General features: G+C 48.1%; 15 protein-coding genes. 13 read left to right on the top strand and 2 right to left on the bottom strand.

Features of this window, described 5'->3' with window-relative positions; genetic code table 11:
* Positions 1–12: 12 nt before the first annotated feature.
* Together HP399_RS22570 and csaB are read right to left on the bottom strand one after the other, a co-directional pair.
* Positions 13–864, bottom strand: coding sequence for a class I SAM-dependent methyltransferase (locus tag HP399_RS22570; RefSeq protein ID WP_173619080.1), 852 nt, complete (start codon positions 862–864; stop codon positions 13–15).
* Between the two features lie 24 nt (positions 865–888).
* Positions 889–1,986 carry a polysaccharide pyruvyl transferase CsaB gene (csaB, locus tag HP399_RS22565; protein WP_173619079.1) on the bottom strand — a complete coding sequence of 366 codons (1,098 nt, stop codon included), beginning with the start codon at positions 1,984–1,986 and terminating at the stop codon, positions 889–891.
* A gap of 430 nt (positions 1,987–2,416) precedes the next feature.
* Between csaB and HP399_RS22560 the strand changes: the two genes are divergently transcribed.
* The 13 genes from HP399_RS22560 to HP399_RS22500 all read left to right on the top strand — a co-directional run bounded on the left by HP399_RS22560 (position 2,417) and on the right by HP399_RS22500 (position 15,153).
* Positions 2,417–3,340, top strand: coding sequence for a 50S ribosomal protein L11 methyltransferase (locus tag HP399_RS22560; protein ID WP_173619078.1), 924 nt, complete (start codon positions 2,417–2,419; stop codon positions 3,338–3,340).
* A 64-nt stretch (positions 3,341–3,404) separates the two neighbouring features.
* Positions 3,405–4,580 carry an acetyl-CoA C-acetyltransferase gene (locus HP399_RS22555; RefSeq protein ID WP_173619077.1) on the top strand — a complete coding sequence of 392 codons (1,176 nt, stop codon included), beginning with the start codon at positions 3,405–3,407 and terminating at the stop codon, positions 4,578–4,580.
* 53 nt (positions 4,581–4,633) lie between these two features.
* Positions 4,634–5,623 (top strand): LCP family protein, encoded by a 990-nt coding sequence (locus HP399_RS22550; protein WP_173619076.1) that lies wholly within the window; start codon positions 4,634–4,636, stop codon positions 5,621–5,623.
* 202 nt (positions 5,624–5,825) lie between these two features.
* Positions 5,826–7,526, top strand: a complete 1,701-nt coding sequence (locus HP399_RS22545) for an AMP-binding protein (RefSeq protein ID WP_173619075.1) — start codon at positions 5,826–5,828, stop codon at positions 7,524–7,526.
* A 151-nt stretch (positions 7,527–7,677) separates the two neighbouring features.
* Positions 7,678–8,268 carry a fatty acid metabolism transcriptional regulator FadR gene (locus HP399_RS22540; RefSeq protein ID WP_173619074.1) on the top strand — a complete coding sequence of 197 codons (591 nt, stop codon included), beginning with the start codon at positions 7,678–7,680 and terminating at the stop codon, positions 8,266–8,268.
* 117 nt (positions 8,269–8,385) lie between these two features.
* Positions 8,386–9,159 carry an enoyl-CoA hydratase gene (locus HP399_RS22535; RefSeq protein WP_173619073.1) on the top strand — a complete coding sequence of 258 codons (774 nt, stop codon included), beginning with the start codon at positions 8,386–8,388 and terminating at the stop codon, positions 9,157–9,159.
* Between the two features lie 52 nt (positions 9,160–9,211).
* Positions 9,212–9,979, top strand: coding sequence for an electron transfer flavoprotein subunit beta/FixA family protein (locus tag HP399_RS22530; RefSeq protein ID WP_007722418.1), 768 nt, complete (start codon positions 9,212–9,214; stop codon positions 9,977–9,979).
* A gap of 20 nt (positions 9,980–9,999) precedes the next feature.
* Positions 10,000–10,959 (top strand): electron transfer flavoprotein subunit alpha/FixB family protein, encoded by a 960-nt coding sequence (locus HP399_RS22525; RefSeq protein ID WP_173619072.1) that lies wholly within the window; start codon positions 10,000–10,002, stop codon positions 10,957–10,959.
* A 108-nt stretch (positions 10,960–11,067) separates the two neighbouring features.
* Complete coding sequence (locus HP399_RS22520) at positions 11,068–11,334, top strand: hypothetical protein (RefSeq protein WP_173619071.1); 267 nt, start codon at positions 11,068–11,070, stop codon at positions 11,332–11,334.
* A 116-nt stretch (positions 11,335–11,450) separates the two neighbouring features.
* Complete coding sequence (gene trxA / locus HP399_RS22515; RefSeq protein WP_228088322.1) at positions 11,451–11,792, top strand: thioredoxin; 342 nt, start codon at positions 11,451–11,453, stop codon at positions 11,790–11,792.
* A 182-nt stretch (positions 11,793–11,974) separates the two neighbouring features.
* Entirely contained in the window at positions 11,975–13,162 is a 1,188-nt protein-coding gene (locus tag HP399_RS22510) for an ABC transporter substrate-binding protein (RefSeq protein ID WP_173619070.1), read from the top strand.
* A gap of 147 nt (positions 13,163–13,309) precedes the next feature.
* A complete protein-coding gene (locus HP399_RS22505) occupies positions 13,310–14,176 on the top strand; it encodes a branched-chain amino acid ABC transporter permease (protein WP_173619069.1) in 867 nt (288 codons plus the stop codon).
* A 5-nt stretch (positions 14,177–14,181) separates the two neighbouring features.
* Entirely contained in the window at positions 14,182–15,153 is a 972-nt protein-coding gene (locus HP399_RS22500) for a branched-chain amino acid ABC transporter permease (RefSeq protein WP_173619068.1), read from the top strand.
* Position 15,154: the final 1 nt, after the last annotated feature.

The raw sequence follows: 15,154 nt of genomic DNA, 5'->3' as shown, positions 1-15,154 counted from the left end.
TTGTGATCTTGCTTATTTCGCTTTTTGATAAACACATACGACCATTTTTACGAAAAATTCACGGGTAGCAGGTAAGTTCGCCAAGGTCTGCAACTGATTACGCAACGGAATCTCTCGCTGGTAAACCGCAGGCTGCACCACGCCTTGTTGAATTTTTCGAAACCGTTTGATCGTCATGCGATTGATGTACGAGATCGTATCTCTGCCATCAGGAAGCTTGTCGAAGCGAAAAGCAATCCGGTCAGAACCGTCTGGCAAGTCACGGACTAGCTTTTTATAGGCATCAATCAAGGTTTGGTCCGAGAAGAGAGCATGCACCCAAGGAATGCCGATCGCATCTGACAAATGGGCACCGTATGGATGATAATACGGCGGAAAATTGATGTAGAGATGCCCGCCAGGCTTCAATACCCGAAAGCATTCCTCCAGCGTCTTTTCCGGTTCGCCTACGTGTTCCATCGCGTCATTCATGATGATCGTATCGAAAGTGTTGTCTGGGAAGTCCATTCTCGCGGCATCACCAGTCATGAAGGAGACAAGATGATCCAGTCCTTTTTTCTTCGCGAATTCATTTCCTTCCTTCGCGTAGTGGGGGACGATGTCGATGCCGATCATTTTTTTAGGGCCATACGTGGCGTAGTAGCAGGTTTTTCCCCCACCGCCACAGCCGATGTCTAAAACCGTTTTGTCACGGAACATTTGCTCCTGTGAATGGAAGGGGAGGAAAAACTGAATAGTTTGATCCCCTTTTTGAAATTGCCATTCGGTATAGCTCATTTCCCCGTTGTTTGCCAGGTTGAAAGGGTGAACGGGGAGAGGAAATAATCGATTTAAACCAAGTAACACTTGTGAAGAAAAGGACATGATGTCCTCCTTTCCAGGTCAGCCTTATTTACGCAGCGCCTGTAGAACAAGTTCACTGCTTTTGGAAGCTTCGATTGCTAACAGATGGGAATGCTTTGTTACCACATCAATTTCGTGATCGAGGTTGTCCAGTTTTTCAGCGAGCAAGGTCAAAAGTGTAGTTTCATCGAGTTCAGTAATATGACCAGCATTGGGCATTCCAGCGCGTTCTACGAATCGATCAATTTTGGGATCGTAGGAGATGCCGATAAAAGGGATTCGCAGCATGCACGCAAGAATAAGCGAGTGAAGCCTCATACCAACGACGTAGTTGCATTGCTTCAGTACGGACATAATGTCATGAAAAGTGACAGGCGCATCGAGAAGACGTGCTCCTGGTTGGCTCATCTGGTCCATGATTTCCTGAGACGGTGCCAAATCGCTAGGGACATGCATCGGCAGGAAGAGAACATTCCATCCGCGCATGATAAACCAATCTGCTGCTCGGGCTATCTTCTGTTTGAAGTGCTGTTCCTGCTTCCAGTCCCGGACAGAGATGGCGACTAAAGGCTTGGAAGGATCATCAAACATACCGTGAAGCAGCTCTTTTCCCCGTTGATCTGCAATATCGTCTGGGGATATCGTCAGAGCAGGGTCAGCTGTAATATAAATAGGGGCTTTTTTTACGCCGCAGGCTTTGAAGTCCTCACCTGATTCGTAGTCGCGAACTGTGATGATGTTGACGTGATTCACCACGCGTTTAATCATCGTGCGACTGAGAGATTGGAGGATGGGGCCAAATCCTTGTGCGTAAAAGACCACGGGTTTACCTAAAAGCTTGGCAATGGTGACGATGCCCAAATAGTAGAGGACACTGCGAGGACTGGTTACATCCTGCATCAGTGTACCGCCGCCCATCACCAGCATGTCACTTCGCGAAAGCTCGCGGACGATGGTTCCAAAGCTCCAGCGGTTATAGGCTTCAATCCCGAACAATTCCGCAGTCCGATCAGGCTGATTGGACAAGACGGCGAGAGAGATATTTGGTTGTTCCCGCTTAAGAGAGCTGATGATGCCGTACAGGACCACATCGTCTCCGGCATTATTAAAGCCGTAGTACCCGGAGATGAGAATTCGCGACATGGAGTGAACCTTCTTTCTATATCAAACGTACAGGAAAAATACATTCTCAAGTATAATCGAGTAAACAAGGGGAAGTAAAGCAACCACAGTAGAAAACTTCACGCCCCAATTGTTTGGACGGATACAGTGGGTGCAGCGCTGTTCGTAGGGTATAATGATGTTGTTCCGACTTACGAGAACATATAGAGGAAACCCATACCGAACATGCCGATGCCAAGAACAATGAGGGCAATCATGACGATGAATAGCCCCTTATTTTTGCGGCGACGGTAAAAAAATTCGTCAAACATGGTAAGCCTCCCTGCGGTTATGTTAGTCCATTCTACTATCATACCATGTTCTCTATCATCCTTGCCATCCACATATAAGTGAATAGATGTCCGCAAGAATAGGGGCGAATAACAGCAAAAGGGAAGGAGCATTTTTCATCATGGAAAGCATGTGGCTCAAATACACATTACTAGTGGAACCAGAGATTGAGGATTTATTTGTGGCAGAGGTTTTGACCAGCTCCTACACGCTTGGCTGGATCGAACCGCAAATCGAAGTACTGACAACGGAAAACGGATATGATTACGCAGAAAATACGGAAGGTCCACTTGTTGGCTATTTGTTTGAACCCCAGAACGATCTTGAAGAGGAGCATGTAGCTCGCCTGAAGACCTACATTCAACGCTGGAATGGACAAGTCACCATAAAAGAAGTAGAACTCGTAGCTGAAGAAAATGAATCGTGGAAAGATGAGTTCCGGGAAGTCAAGATAGGAGACTGGTGGGTGGCACCAACGTGGACGGACCCCGCAGCGCTGGAGTCAGCTCGGCATATCCTATGGATCGATCCAGGTGCAGCCTTCGGAACTGGCTATCATGGAACGACGCAGGACATTCTTTTGTTTTTGCAAGAAATGGATCTGGAGGGTAAGCAAGTCATTGATATAGGAGCTGGCTCAGGAATTCTCTCTTTGTACTGCGCTTTGAATGGAACGAAGCATCCTGTGTGGGCCGTTGATATTAATCCACAAAGCGAGTATCAGATTCTCGTCAATGCGACGAATAACCACCTTCCTGACCACGCTGTACAAGTCGTGATTGGAGATGCGAGCGAGGACGCAGTGAAATCCCAATTGCCTGACCAAGCTGATGTCATTCTGGTCAACATCGGAGGCGATGAAAATGTCGCGATGCTTCCGATGATTACGGAACGAATGGCACCTGGAGGAACTTTGATTCTCTCCGGAATTGTCGAATGGAATCGGGAAGCTGTCATCGCCACATTTGAACAGGCAGGCTTCCAAGTAGAGAAAGAAAGTCAACAAGACGAATGGGTCACCGTTGTATTGAAAAACATCGCTTAGAACCGTCCTGTAACTTCCGTGTGAGACAATAAAGAAAAAGGTTACTCAATGGAGGGGAAAACCAATGGAGCAGGTTGTCATTGCTGCTGCCGGACGTACGCCAATCGGTACGTTTGGTGGTGTCCTGAAAGATGTAAGCGCTCGCAAGCTGGCAGAAACCGTCATTCGTGGTGTCATGGCTCGATCTGGCCTGGAAGCTTCTCAAATCGATGAAGTCATTTTAGGAAATTGCATTCAACGTACAGACGAGCCGAACATAGCGCGAGTGGCAGCATTGGATGCAGGATTGGGGAAAGAAGTGACGGGCTTCACGATTCAACGTCAATGTGCGTCCGGCATGCAAGCGATTGCGAGCGGCGCTTCCCAAATCCTTTTAGGCGACAGTGAAATCGTCTTGGCAGGCGGCGTAGAGAGCATGAGCAACGCCCCGTATGTCCTGAAAAATGCGCGCTGGGGCAAACGATTAACACATGGGGAAATGACCGATGCGATGTGGGAGTTGTTAACAGACCCCCACCATCAAATCCTGATGGGCGAGACGGCAGAACGTCTGGTCGATCGTTATGGGATCACGCGCGAGGAGTCAGATGAGATTGCCTTGCGCAGTCAGCAAAACGCAATCCGCGCCATAGACAGCGGTATGTTTGCCGAAGAAATTATCGGGGTCCCAATTAAAAAGCGCTCCGAAGAAATCGTCGTAACGGAAGACGAATTCCCTCGCAGGGGAGTGACCTTGGAAAGTCTCGCGAAGCTAAGACCCAGTTTTCGTGACAATGGTACAGTGACGCCAGGCAATGCCTCCGGGCTCAACGACGGAGCGTCCGCAGCCGTTTTGATGAAAGAAGGAAAAGCGAGAGAGCTCGGTATCGAACCACTCGGCAGAATTGTCTCGTGGGCGGTAGCGGGGGTAGAGCCTGATTTGATGGGATATGGACCCGTTCCAGCAGTGAAGCGTGCATTGGCAAAAGCCGGTTTGACGCTCGCGGATATCGAACTGATCGAAGTGAACGAAGCCTTTGCCGCGCAATACCTCGCCGTGGAAAAACTGCTAGAGCTACCGCGAGAAATAACGAATGTGAACGGAAGCGGCATCGCGCTAGGTCACCCTGTCGGTTCTACTGGCTGCCGAATTGTCGTAACCTTGCTGCACGAAATGAAGCGGCGACAGTTGAAACGAGGCTTGGCTGCCCTTTGTGTTGGCGGCGGGATGGGTATGGCGATGGTTGTCGAACGCACATAGGTTTAAACGAGGTCTCCCCTGTTAAAAATGGAAGCAAAGGGGGAGGCTTTGTCATGTTTATATGGTCATTTTTCAAGCGACATGGAAAACAGATTGCGTTTCATACCTTATCCTGTTTGGCGATCGGGGCGTTGCTGCTGGTTGCCTACAGTGCCTATCAATATAAGCAAATGACAAATCAGTGGTATGCTCCGATTGATGGAGCCAAAGGGAGCGCAAAACAGGCAGCTGTTTCCCTTCCTCCACGTGATCTTTTGACAGGAACAGAACCATTGAAGCCTTTCGTCGCCCTACTTCTTGGTGTGGATAGTCGAGACGGGGAAAGTGCACGTTCAGATACAATGATGCTTGCGGCGATTCATCCCGGGAAGCAATCCGTCTACCTTTTGGCGATTCCGCGTGACAGCTACATGGAGCTCCCGGGAAAAGGATACGACAAGGTGAACCATGCGATGGCTTTTGGTGGTCCAAAAATGGTGAAAGAATCGCTGGAAAAATTTTTACAACTAAAAATTGATCGGTATATCTCCGTAGATTTCGATGGCTTCCGTCAAATTGTGGACGAGCTGGGAGGTGTCACTGTCGATGTGAAGAAACGAATGAAGTACAGCGATCCGAGCGACGACACGTACATCGACATTCAACCAGGGCTGCAGACTTTATCAGGTGAGCAGGCATTGGATTACGCTCGTTATCGCAAAAGTGATCTTGGCAAGGAAGACAGTGATTACATGCGGATTGACCGACAGCAGGAGATTCTCAAAGCGTTGGCTTCTAAAGGCACCTCGTTCCAAGTGTATACCAAGGCATTTTCACTCATGGAAATTCTGGGTCAGTATGTGAAAACGGACCTCACGGAGCAGGAAATCGCCTCTCTGTTATTGTCCTATGGCGATGGCACTCCGAACTCCATTCAAGCTGATACATTGGTCGGGCAGGATGAGCGCATTTGGCATAATGGCATCGTTGGCTGGTATCATCTCGTCCCCACAGCTGAACGGGAAAGAGCACGCCAGCAAATTATCAAGGAAGTAACACGGTAAGACATATAGAGCATAAGGGCAGAGGACACGGCTTTCATCAAGGGCTGCGTCCTTTTTTTCGTCGAATGGTCTTGTCCCAGATGGAAAGTACATGATTTTAGTTGGAAAATTGAATATGTTTCGAATACAATAGTCATTAGGAAGAGATTATGAATGTAGATCATAGGGAGGCAAGGCCATTTAAGGGATGGAGGGAATGACCATGTCAAATGCCAAGCCTTGGATTGCCAATTACCCGCCCGAAACTGCGCCGTCATTGGATTACCCCCGTGTTCCTTTGACGCATTTTCTGGAGCAGTCTGCAGCTATGTATCCAGACAGTAACGCGATCTATTTCATGGGAAAAAGCATTACGTATCGAGAGCTTTTGCAGTTGTCATACCAATTTGCCAATGCATTGATCAAGCGCGGTGTAAAGAAAGGCGACCGCGTGGCGATTATGCTGCCAAATACTCCTCAAGCCGTCATCAGCTACTACGGAGCGCTTTTTGCAGGCGCGATCGTGGTCATGACCAACCCGCTGTATACCGAGCGAGAATTGATTCACCAAATGAACGATTCAGGCGCCGAGACCATCATCACACTGGATTTGTTGTACAAACGTGTTACCCAAGTCCGTGCATCTACCTCACTTCAACGAATCATCATCACAAGCATTGGCGATTTCCTTCCCTTATTGAAAAAATGGCTATATCCGTTCGTGCAGAAGAAACAAGGACAAAATCCGCAGGTTACATACAGCGCAGATATTGAGCCTTTTCTTTCTGTATTAAAAGAAAGCGCTACCAAGCCTGTTGAAGTACCAGTCGATCCGACCCAGGACATCGCACTCCTCCAGTATACAGGGGGGACAACAGGTGTTGCCAAAGGCGTCATGCTGACGCACGCCAACCTCATTGCGAATGCAGTCCAGTGCCAAGCGGTCCTTTACAAGCTGAAAAAGGGACAGGAACGGATTCTGTGTGTGCTCCCACTGTTCCACGTGTATGGGATGACTACCGTGATGAACAAAGGCATTTGTATCGCAGCAGAAATTATTCTCGTTCCCAAATTCGACGTGAAACAAATATTTGAAATGATTGATAAACGGAAGCCTACTCTTTTCCCAGGGGCACCCACCATGTATATCGGTCTCATCAACCACCCGGACTTGAAGAAGCATGATCTTTCTTCCATCGACGCATGTGTCAGTGGATCAGCCCCGTTGCCGATCGAAGTCAAGCTCAAATTTGAGGAGTTGACGGGCGGCAAGCTGGTCGAGGGTTACGGGATGACGGAGGCTTCTCCTGTAACACATTCTAATCCCATTTGGGAAAAAGGCATTACCGGAAGCATCGGAATGCCATGGCCAGATACGGATTGCCGAATTGTGGATACGGCAACAGGAGAAGCGATGCCCCAAGGCGAGGTCGGGGAGTTGGCCGTAAAAGGACCCCAAGTCATGCTCGGCTATTGGAATCGCCCAGAAGATACCGCTGCCGTATTGAAGGATGGCTGGTTTTTGACGGGAGATATGGGCTATATGGACGACAACGGCTATTTCTATATCGTAGATCGCAAAAAAGACATGATAATTGCCGGTGGCTTCAATATTTATCCGCGCGAAGTAGAAGAAGTGCTGTTTGAGCATCCCGCCATCCAGGAGGCAGCAGTCATCGGTGTCCCAGATCCGTACCGGGGCGAAACAGTCAAAGCATACGTCGTATTCAAGGATGGACAGCTCGCGAGTGAAGAGGATCTAGAAGCGCATTGCAGACAGAGACTTGCCGCCTATAAGATTCCGAGACAATACGAGATTCGTACAGATTTGCCCAAAACCATGGTCGGAAAAGTATTACGTCGTCAATTACAAGAAGAAGACAAGAAGAAAAGAGAAGCCCAGGAAGAAATCAAAACGAGCTAGTAGCTGATGTTTTGAGGCTTGCGATCCCAGGCGGAAAGCGGCCTTTTTTGCTGACCTCTTGCGATTGACAGAGGAGTGGCCCTGTATTACACTAATTATGAATGAGTGATCATTCATTTCATCATCAATGTTAGTAAACATGGAGGTAGTTATGGCAAAGAAAACGGGGGAAAAGTATCAAGCCATTATTGATGCTGCTGTTCGAGTAATCGCCAAACAGGGCTATTACAGTGCCCAGGTATCGAAAATTGCGAAAGAGGCGAAGGTAGCAGACGGCACCATATACCTCTATTTTGAAAACAAGGATGATATTTTGATTTCACTGTTTAACGAAAAGATGGGCCTGTTTGTGGAGACAAACCGCAAACGCATTTCGGAAGCGACGACCATTGAGCAAAAGCTGTATGTACTCATTCATGCACACTTGAGCCAGCTATCTATGGACCATGATCTGGCAAAAGTGACGCAAATCGAGCTACGCCAATCCAGTCCGATCATTAGTGAAGGAATCGGCAACGTGATGAAGCAGTATTTCAACCTCATTGACGAAGTGATCGTAGAGGGTATGGAACAGGGCGTATTCCGATCCGATCTCGAGGTGCGGATTACGCGAAAAATGATTTTTGGAACGCTGGACGAAGTGACGACATCTTGGGTGATGAAACAGTGCAAGTACGACCTTGTCTCTTATGTTGATTCCATTCATAACCTCTTCCTGCTTGGTATGAAGGGAAAAGAATGAAAAGAAAAGCTTTTTTTGCATGAAAACGTTTGTTACAATGGAAACAGTAAGACTGAGCGATCGCTCGGATTAAAAAGTAGCTGTTTTTATATATGGGGAGAGTTTGGGGGGAGAGGAATGGCGTCGCATTGGAATGTAGAAATCGTTGATCGCGTTGCTACGGTTACGATTAGCAACCCGCCTGCTAACGCACTCAGTCAAGCAGTACTCGGTCAATTGAGTGAACTTTTGGACCAGTGGGAAAATAACGATGAAATCAAAGCAATCGTTTTGACTGGCGAAGGTCGGTTTTTCATTGCAGGAGCGGACATCAAAGAATTTACCCAACTGAATCGGGATAATGCGGAAGAACTGGCGAAGAAGGGTCAAGCATTGTTCAATCGCTTGGAAACGTTCCCGAAGCCAATCGTTGCAGCAATTAACGGTGCTTGCCTTGGGGGAGGATTGGAGCTTGCGTTGGCATGCCATATCCGCTTTGCAGCACCTGAAGCCAAACTCGGGCTGCCTGAGTTGAATCTCGGACTCATTCCTGGCTACGGTGGTACGCAACGTCTACCACGTCTGGTTGGTCGTGGCAAAGCGACACAAATGATTCTTACATCTGAGATGATCGGTGGCGAGGAAGCTCTGCGTATCGGTCTTGTGGAAGCGGTTTATCCCGTAGAGCAGTTGCTTGCAGAAGCGCAAAAGCTGGCGGCTGTTTTCGCAAGTAAGAGCGCGATTACCCTGAAGCTTGCCCTAGCGTCCATCCATAACACAACGGAGCTTTCGTTGTCACAAGGCTTGGAGCAAGAAGCAAAGCTATTTGGCGATGCATTCGCGACGGAGGACGTAAAAGAAGGCGTGACTGCTTTTCTCGAGAAGCGCAAGCCGCAATTCGCAGATCGGTAGTTAAGCATATAGCTTCACAAGTATGAGGTACCACTAAGGAGGAGGCATCCTGATGAATATCGTGGTTGTGTTGAAACAAACGTTTGACACAGAAGAAAAAATCGTCATCCAAAACGGACAAATTTCCGAAGATGGCGTTGAATTCATCATTAATCCCTACGATGAGTACGCTGTAGAAGAGGCGATCAAGCTCAAGGAAGATCACGGCGGCGAAGTAACCGTAATCAGCGTCGGCCCAGACCGTGCTGAAAGTGCACTGCGCACTGCTTTGGCAATGGGAGCAGACAAGGCTGTTTTGGTGGATGACGAGTCTCTGTTCGGAGACGAATTCACGATCGCCAAAGTATTGGCTGCAGTAGCGAAAAAGGTTGGCTTCGATATCATCATTGGTGGACAAATGGCTGTAGACTCCGGGGCTGGCCAAGGCGGTCCTCGTCTGGCAGAAGAACTGGGAATTAACCATGTATCGACTGCTGTGAAGCTAGAGGTGGACGGGACGAACGTACGCGTAGAGCGCGATGTAGAAGGGGACCTGGAAGTTGTGGAGACGAGCCTTCCTGTTTTGATTACGGCTCAGCAAGGACTCAACGAGCCGCGCTATCCTTCTCTCCCAGGTATTATGAAAGCGAAGAAAAAACCATTGGATAGACTCGGCGCAGACGATTTGGGAATTACTGCGGATGAGGTAAAAGCAAAGACAGAAATCGTCGATCAGACATTGCCTCCGAAAAAGCAGGCGGGTCGCATTCTCTCTGGCGAATTGGCAGCTCAAACGTCGGAATTGGTGCAACTGTTGCGCAATGAAGCGAAAGTGATCTAAGCGAGAGGGAGAGGATATCCATGAAAAAAGTACTTGTATTGGCAGAAGTACGTGACGGACAACTTCGCAACGTGTCGCTGGAAGCATTGACTGCAGCACAAGCATTGGCTGAGGGCGGCGAAATCGTAGCAGGTGTATTCGGAGCAAATGCAGCAACGCATGCAGTGACATTGGGTCATCACGGTGCGAGCACGGTATATACGGCTGATCATACAGCGTTGGCACAGTACACGCCAGATGCGTATGTGCAGGCACTCGCGCAGTTGATTGAACTGGCTTCTCCAGACGCAGTTGTTTTGGGTCACACCGCGATCGGTCGTGATATCGCACCTCGCGTAGCAGCGAGACTCGGTTATGGTCTGGTTTCGGACGTAACAAGTGTAGAAGCGGGCCCTGTCTTCGTTCGCCCGATCTATGCAGGAAAAGCGACGCAATCACGCAAATTCGTTGATGGAACAACATTTATTACGATTCGTCCAAACAACATTGCCATCGGCGCTGCTGACCCTTCGAAAACGGCAGTGGTGGTACCAGTTGAATTGGATATCAAGGATTTGCGCACGATCGTAAAAGATGTTGTAAGAAAAACAAGCGGCAAAGTAGATCTTTCCGAAGCAAAAGTCGTGATTTCCGGTGGACGCGGAGTGAAGAGTGCAGAAGGCTTCCAGCCGTTGTACGATCTGGCGGAAGTACTCGGTGCAGCTGTTGGTGCATCTCGTGGCGCTTGCGACGCAGACTATTGCGATTACTCCATGCAGATCGGACAGACAGGCAAGGTTGTTACACCTGATCTGTATATCGCATGCGGGATTTCGGGAGCGATTCAGCACTTAGCTGGTATGTCCAGCTCGAAAGTCATTGTTGCCATCAACAAAGATCCAGAAGCGCCAATCTTCCAAGTGGCTGATTACGGTATCGTAGGTGACTTGTTCGAAGTGCTGCCATTGCTGACGGCAGAGTTTAAAAAAGTATTGGTGTAACAGAAAGACAGTAACAAGGCGCTCCTTTTGGGGCGCTTTTTTTGTCAGCAAGGCTTACTTTATTCTTTCCTTGCTTGGTATAATAGGCAGTAAGGAGAGGTGATCGGGATGAGCGAACAGCTTTTGCAACAACTGATACACATGGTGGCGGAGAATAACCGATTGGTTAAAGAAACGCAGGAGGAGCTACGCGAGTTTAAGAAAGAAATGTATGATTTTCGGGATGAGATGTACGAATTCCGCGATGACGCTACGCGCCGATTAGACAGAGTGGAACGCCAAAATAAACATATCGATGCAGACCTTGATCTGCTGCATCGGAAAGTTAGTGACCACGAACGGGAGATCAACCGGATCAAACAAGTCGGGCAATAAGGTGCGGCCAGACTGGACAGACTATAGCGAGAAGTGCAGGGCAAAGTGTGGAGCGGCGTAGTCAATTTGTTGTTTGAATGATATACTGATAACCGTTAGGAACCTTTATTTAGTAATTGAAATTCAAGGAGGTAACTTCTATGGCAATTGTAAATGCTACCGACCAAAACTTTTCCCAGGAAGTAGAGCAAGGCGGTACAGTCCTGGTTGACTTCTGGGCTCCATGGTGCGGCCCTTGCAAAATGATCGCTCCTGTACTGGAGCAAATCGACGGTGAAGTGGGCTCCCAGCTCAAAATCGTCAAAGTAAACGTGGATGACAACCCAGATTCTGCTGGTCGTTTTGGCGTAATGTCTATCCCAACACTGATCGTATTCAAAGACGGTCAACCAGTTGACAAAGTGATCGGCTTCCAACCAAAAGAAGCGCTCATGGCAACTGTAGGCAAACATCTGTAAGAGCAATGCAATGAGTAAAGCGGCATGTAATGTGCCGCTTTTTTTTATGGTTAGATGCAGAATTCTGAACGATCGTTTGTCAAAAAATTAAGTTTACTTGAGCGAAAATAATTGCGTTTTTAGAATACTTTGATTAAACTTCTTGTATTCAATTTATTTCGAAAATAGAGGGGGCTTTTCTAATGAAGGGATTTCATTTGATGCGCTCGCTGGCGGCGATCTCGCTAGGGGCGGTATTGATGGTCGGATGTTCGAGCGGAGGAAATACAAGTGCTCCTGCAGCAGGAGAAGGTGGCTCTGGACAAGCAGCTAGCGCCGATGGACAAGAGGTTCAAGCAAAAATCGGTGTCGTTGGTTTCCTCTCAGGATCTGGCGCAGCCTATGGAGAAGCACAAAAAGCAGGATTGGAGCTGGCGTTGGGTGAGCTGAATGAAGCGAACAAAGGCAAGCTCAAGATCGAATTGAAGTTTGAAGACTCCGCCGGAGAAAAAGAAGGCGCGATTAATGCGGTAAATAAACTGATTAATCAGGATAATGTCGTGGCGATCATCGGACCGACACTTTCCGGTGAAATGTTTGCAGCGGGACCTGTTGCAAACGAGGCGGAAACCCCGATTTTTGGTATCTCCAACACTTCAGAAGGAATCAATGATATCGGGGAGTACGTGTTCCGCAATTCTTTGCCTGAATCCATTGCGATCCCGACAGCTATGAAAGCAGCCGTTGAGAAAAATCGATTGAAAAAAGTAGCACTCATCCATGCTTCCAACGATGACTTCTCCGTGAATGGCTACAAGGTCATGAAAGCAACGGCTGAGAAGCTAGGCTTGGAGATTACCAGTGAAGCGACTTTCGCAAATGGAGATGTGGACTTTTCGGCACAATTGACCAAGCTGAAGCAAACAAACCCAGATGCTTTGCTAGTGTCCGCTTTGTACAAAGAAGGCTCTATGGTTGTGAAAAAAGCACGTGAGCTGGGCTTTACAGGGACAATTCTTGGTGGAAATGGTTTTAATAATCCGAAAGTTTTTGAAATTGCAGGTCCAGCTGCTGAAGGCTTAATCGTTGCCACACCATTCAGCCCTGAAAAGAAAGATGATAAAGTACAAGCCTTCGTAAAAGCATTCGAAGCCAAATATAACAAAAAGCCTGACCAGTTCGCTGCCCAAGCATATGACTCGCTGTATATCATGTCGCAGTCACTGCTTGCCGCAGGAAAAGCAGATCGCGAAGAGTTGCGTGGACAATTGGCTCAGCTGAAAGACTTCACGGGTGTATCCGGCAAACTGTCTTTTGACGAGAAACGCAATCCGATTGGTGATGCGGTTGTCGTTGTCGCAAAAGAAGGCAAATTCGTCCCGTTTGAATAGGATCGTGCCCGGGGTCGCTCCGGGCTTCTTTTTCTATAGTTATCTCGCTGGATCAGAAAGTACCAGATGAAGTTCTTCGCTTGCTGATCCAGCGAGAATAACTCAATCATCGTTGGATGTTAACCACTTAACAGTGAGGTGAGGCATTTGTTTTGGCAGCAATTAGTCAACGGTTTGACAGTTGGTAGCACTTATTCATTGATTGCATTGGGCTATACGCTCATTTTTGGTGTCTTGGGAATCATTAATATGGCACACGGCCAAATTTTTATTTTTGGATCACTGGTTGGCTTGGTATTGATGACCAGCCTGAATATGCCTTTAGGGGTAGCGCTGATCGTGGCGATCGTGATATCGGCCATTTTGGGTCTCGTGCTGGAGTATACAGCGCTTCGCCCCCTTCGTAAAAAAAATGTACCCCATCTGGCATCCTTGATCAGTACGATCGGATTTGCCATTTTGATGGAGGAAGCCATGCACAAGTTTTTCGGTGCTGACTCCCGTGCGTTCCCACAATCCTTTGGGGATACCACTTTTGACTTGGGGCTCATTCAAATTCGCAGCGTCGATCTCGTTATTTTGGGGATTTCTGTGTTGCTGATGTTTGTCCTGCATTTCTGGATTCAAAAAACGAAAATGGGAAAAGCGATTCGCGCGACGGCTGAAAATACGGATACTGCAAATCTTTTGGGGATTAACACGAACATGGTCATTGTCGTGACCGTTATGCTTGCTTCGGCACTGGGAGGCGTCGCCGGAATATTGATCGGGATGGCGTACTCTGCTCTCATTCCGACGATGGGGATGACGCTTGGCTTCAAAGGTTTGGCTGTTTTGATATTAGGCGGAGTAGGCAGCATTCCTGGAGCCATGGTGTGTGGCGTATTGCTCGGGATTATCGAGGTGTTTACTGTCGCGTACGGAGACTCGTCGTATCGGGATGCGGTTGCTTTTGGCTTGATCATTCTCATTTTGCTCTTGAAGCCGGAAGGACTATTTGGACGCAAAGCGTAAGGGAGGTGCAGACATTGGACATTCTCAATCCATATAACTTACAGGTACTGACTTTTATCTTGTTAAACAGTATTTTAGCGATCAGTATTTACATTACGCTCTCGACGGGCCAGCTTTCCTTGGGCCATGCGGGCTTTATGAGCATTGGTGCTTTTACGGCGAGTATTTTGACAAAGCAAGCGGACATGCCTCTGTTTATCGCCATCATAATCGGAGGACTGGCGGCTGGGCTGATTGCACTCTTGATCGGTGCTCCGACATTGAAGCTCCATGGCTTGTACCTGGCTATTGCTACGCTTGGCTTTGGTGAAGTGATCCGCGTTATTTTTCTTAATATGGAAATTACGAATGGCGCCCTCGGATTGACCGGACTTCAATCGATTGGCAATTACTTGTACGATTTTGAAAAAGCAATGGGGTTAAAAGCGCAAACCTTTGGTATTTCGGTCATGCAAATGAAGTCATTATCGACCTTTGTGTTTATGCTGCTCCTGTTTGCCTTCGTTCTTTTCCTGACGCTGCGTTTGAACCGTTCGCGTCTTGGGCGTGCTTTTGAAGCGATCAAAGCAGATGAAACGGCGGCACGAGCGATGGGATTGCAAGTCAACTATTATAAAATGCTTGCTTTTGTGATCGGTTCAATTTTGGCAGGGGTGTGTGGAGGATTGTTCGCTCACATTACGACGACCATTACGCCAGATGATTTTAACTACCATAAAGTTGTAGAGATTCTGTCTTATGCCGTGATCGGAGGTAGCGAAGTCGTATGGGGACCGCTGTTTGGTGCCTTGGTTCTCACGGCATTGCCAGAGGTACTGCGTGGTTTGGCCGAGTACAAAATGCTCATGTACGGTTTGATCATGGTCGGTGTAATGGCGTTCCGCCCGCATGGCTTGATCGGTGCCGACACGTTCCAGAAGCTGTTCAAGCGTCGTCGGGGCAAGTCATCGGATAAGGAAGCGAAGGGGGGAGTATAGG

Origin of the sequence: Brevibacillus sp. DP1.3A (assembly GCF_013284245.2) — a bacterium.
GTDB lineage: Bacteria > Bacillota > Bacilli > Brevibacillales > Brevibacillaceae > Brevibacillus.
Note: the sequence above shows the minus strand (reverse complement) of the source record. Positions and strands in the feature narration are given on the sequence as shown.

Coding starts and splice junctions, on each gene's coding strand:
- HP399_RS22555 (WP_173619077.1), top strand. CDS start 3,405: ATGGAGCAGGTTGTCATTGCTGCTGCCGGACGTACGCCAATCGGTACG.
- HP399_RS22510 (WP_173619070.1), top strand. CDS start 11,975: ATGAAGGGATTTCATTTGATGCGCTCGCTGGCGGCGATCTCGCTAGGG.
- HP399_RS22540 (WP_173619074.1), top strand. CDS start 7,678: ATGGCAAAGAAAACGGGGGAAAAGTATCAAGCCATTATTGATGCTGCT.
- HP399_RS22535 (WP_173619073.1), top strand. CDS start 8,386: ATGGCGTCGCATTGGAATGTAGAAATCGTTGATCGCGTTGCTACGGTT.
- HP399_RS22520 (WP_173619071.1), top strand. CDS start 11,068: ATGAGCGAACAGCTTTTGCAACAACTGATACACATGGTGGCGGAGAAT.
- HP399_RS22530 (WP_007722418.1), top strand. CDS start 9,212: ATGAATATCGTGGTTGTGTTGAAACAAACGTTTGACACAGAAGAAAAA.
- HP399_RS22525 (WP_173619072.1), top strand. CDS start 10,000: ATGAAAAAAGTACTTGTATTGGCAGAAGTACGTGACGGACAACTTCGC.
- HP399_RS22545 (WP_173619075.1), top strand. CDS start 5,826: ATGTCAAATGCCAAGCCTTGGATTGCCAATTACCCGCCCGAAACTGCG.
- HP399_RS22550 (WP_173619076.1), top strand. CDS start 4,634: ATGTTTATATGGTCATTTTTCAAGCGACATGGAAAACAGATTGCGTTT.
- csaB (WP_173619079.1), bottom strand. CDS start 1,986: ATGTCGCGAATTCTCATCTCCGGGTACTACGGCTTTAATAATGCCGGA.
- HP399_RS22560 (WP_173619078.1), top strand. CDS start 2,417: ATGGAAAGCATGTGGCTCAAATACACATTACTAGTGGAACCAGAGATT.
- HP399_RS22570 (WP_173619080.1), bottom strand. CDS start 864: ATGTCCTTTTCTTCACAAGTGTTACTTGGTTTAAATCGATTATTTCCT.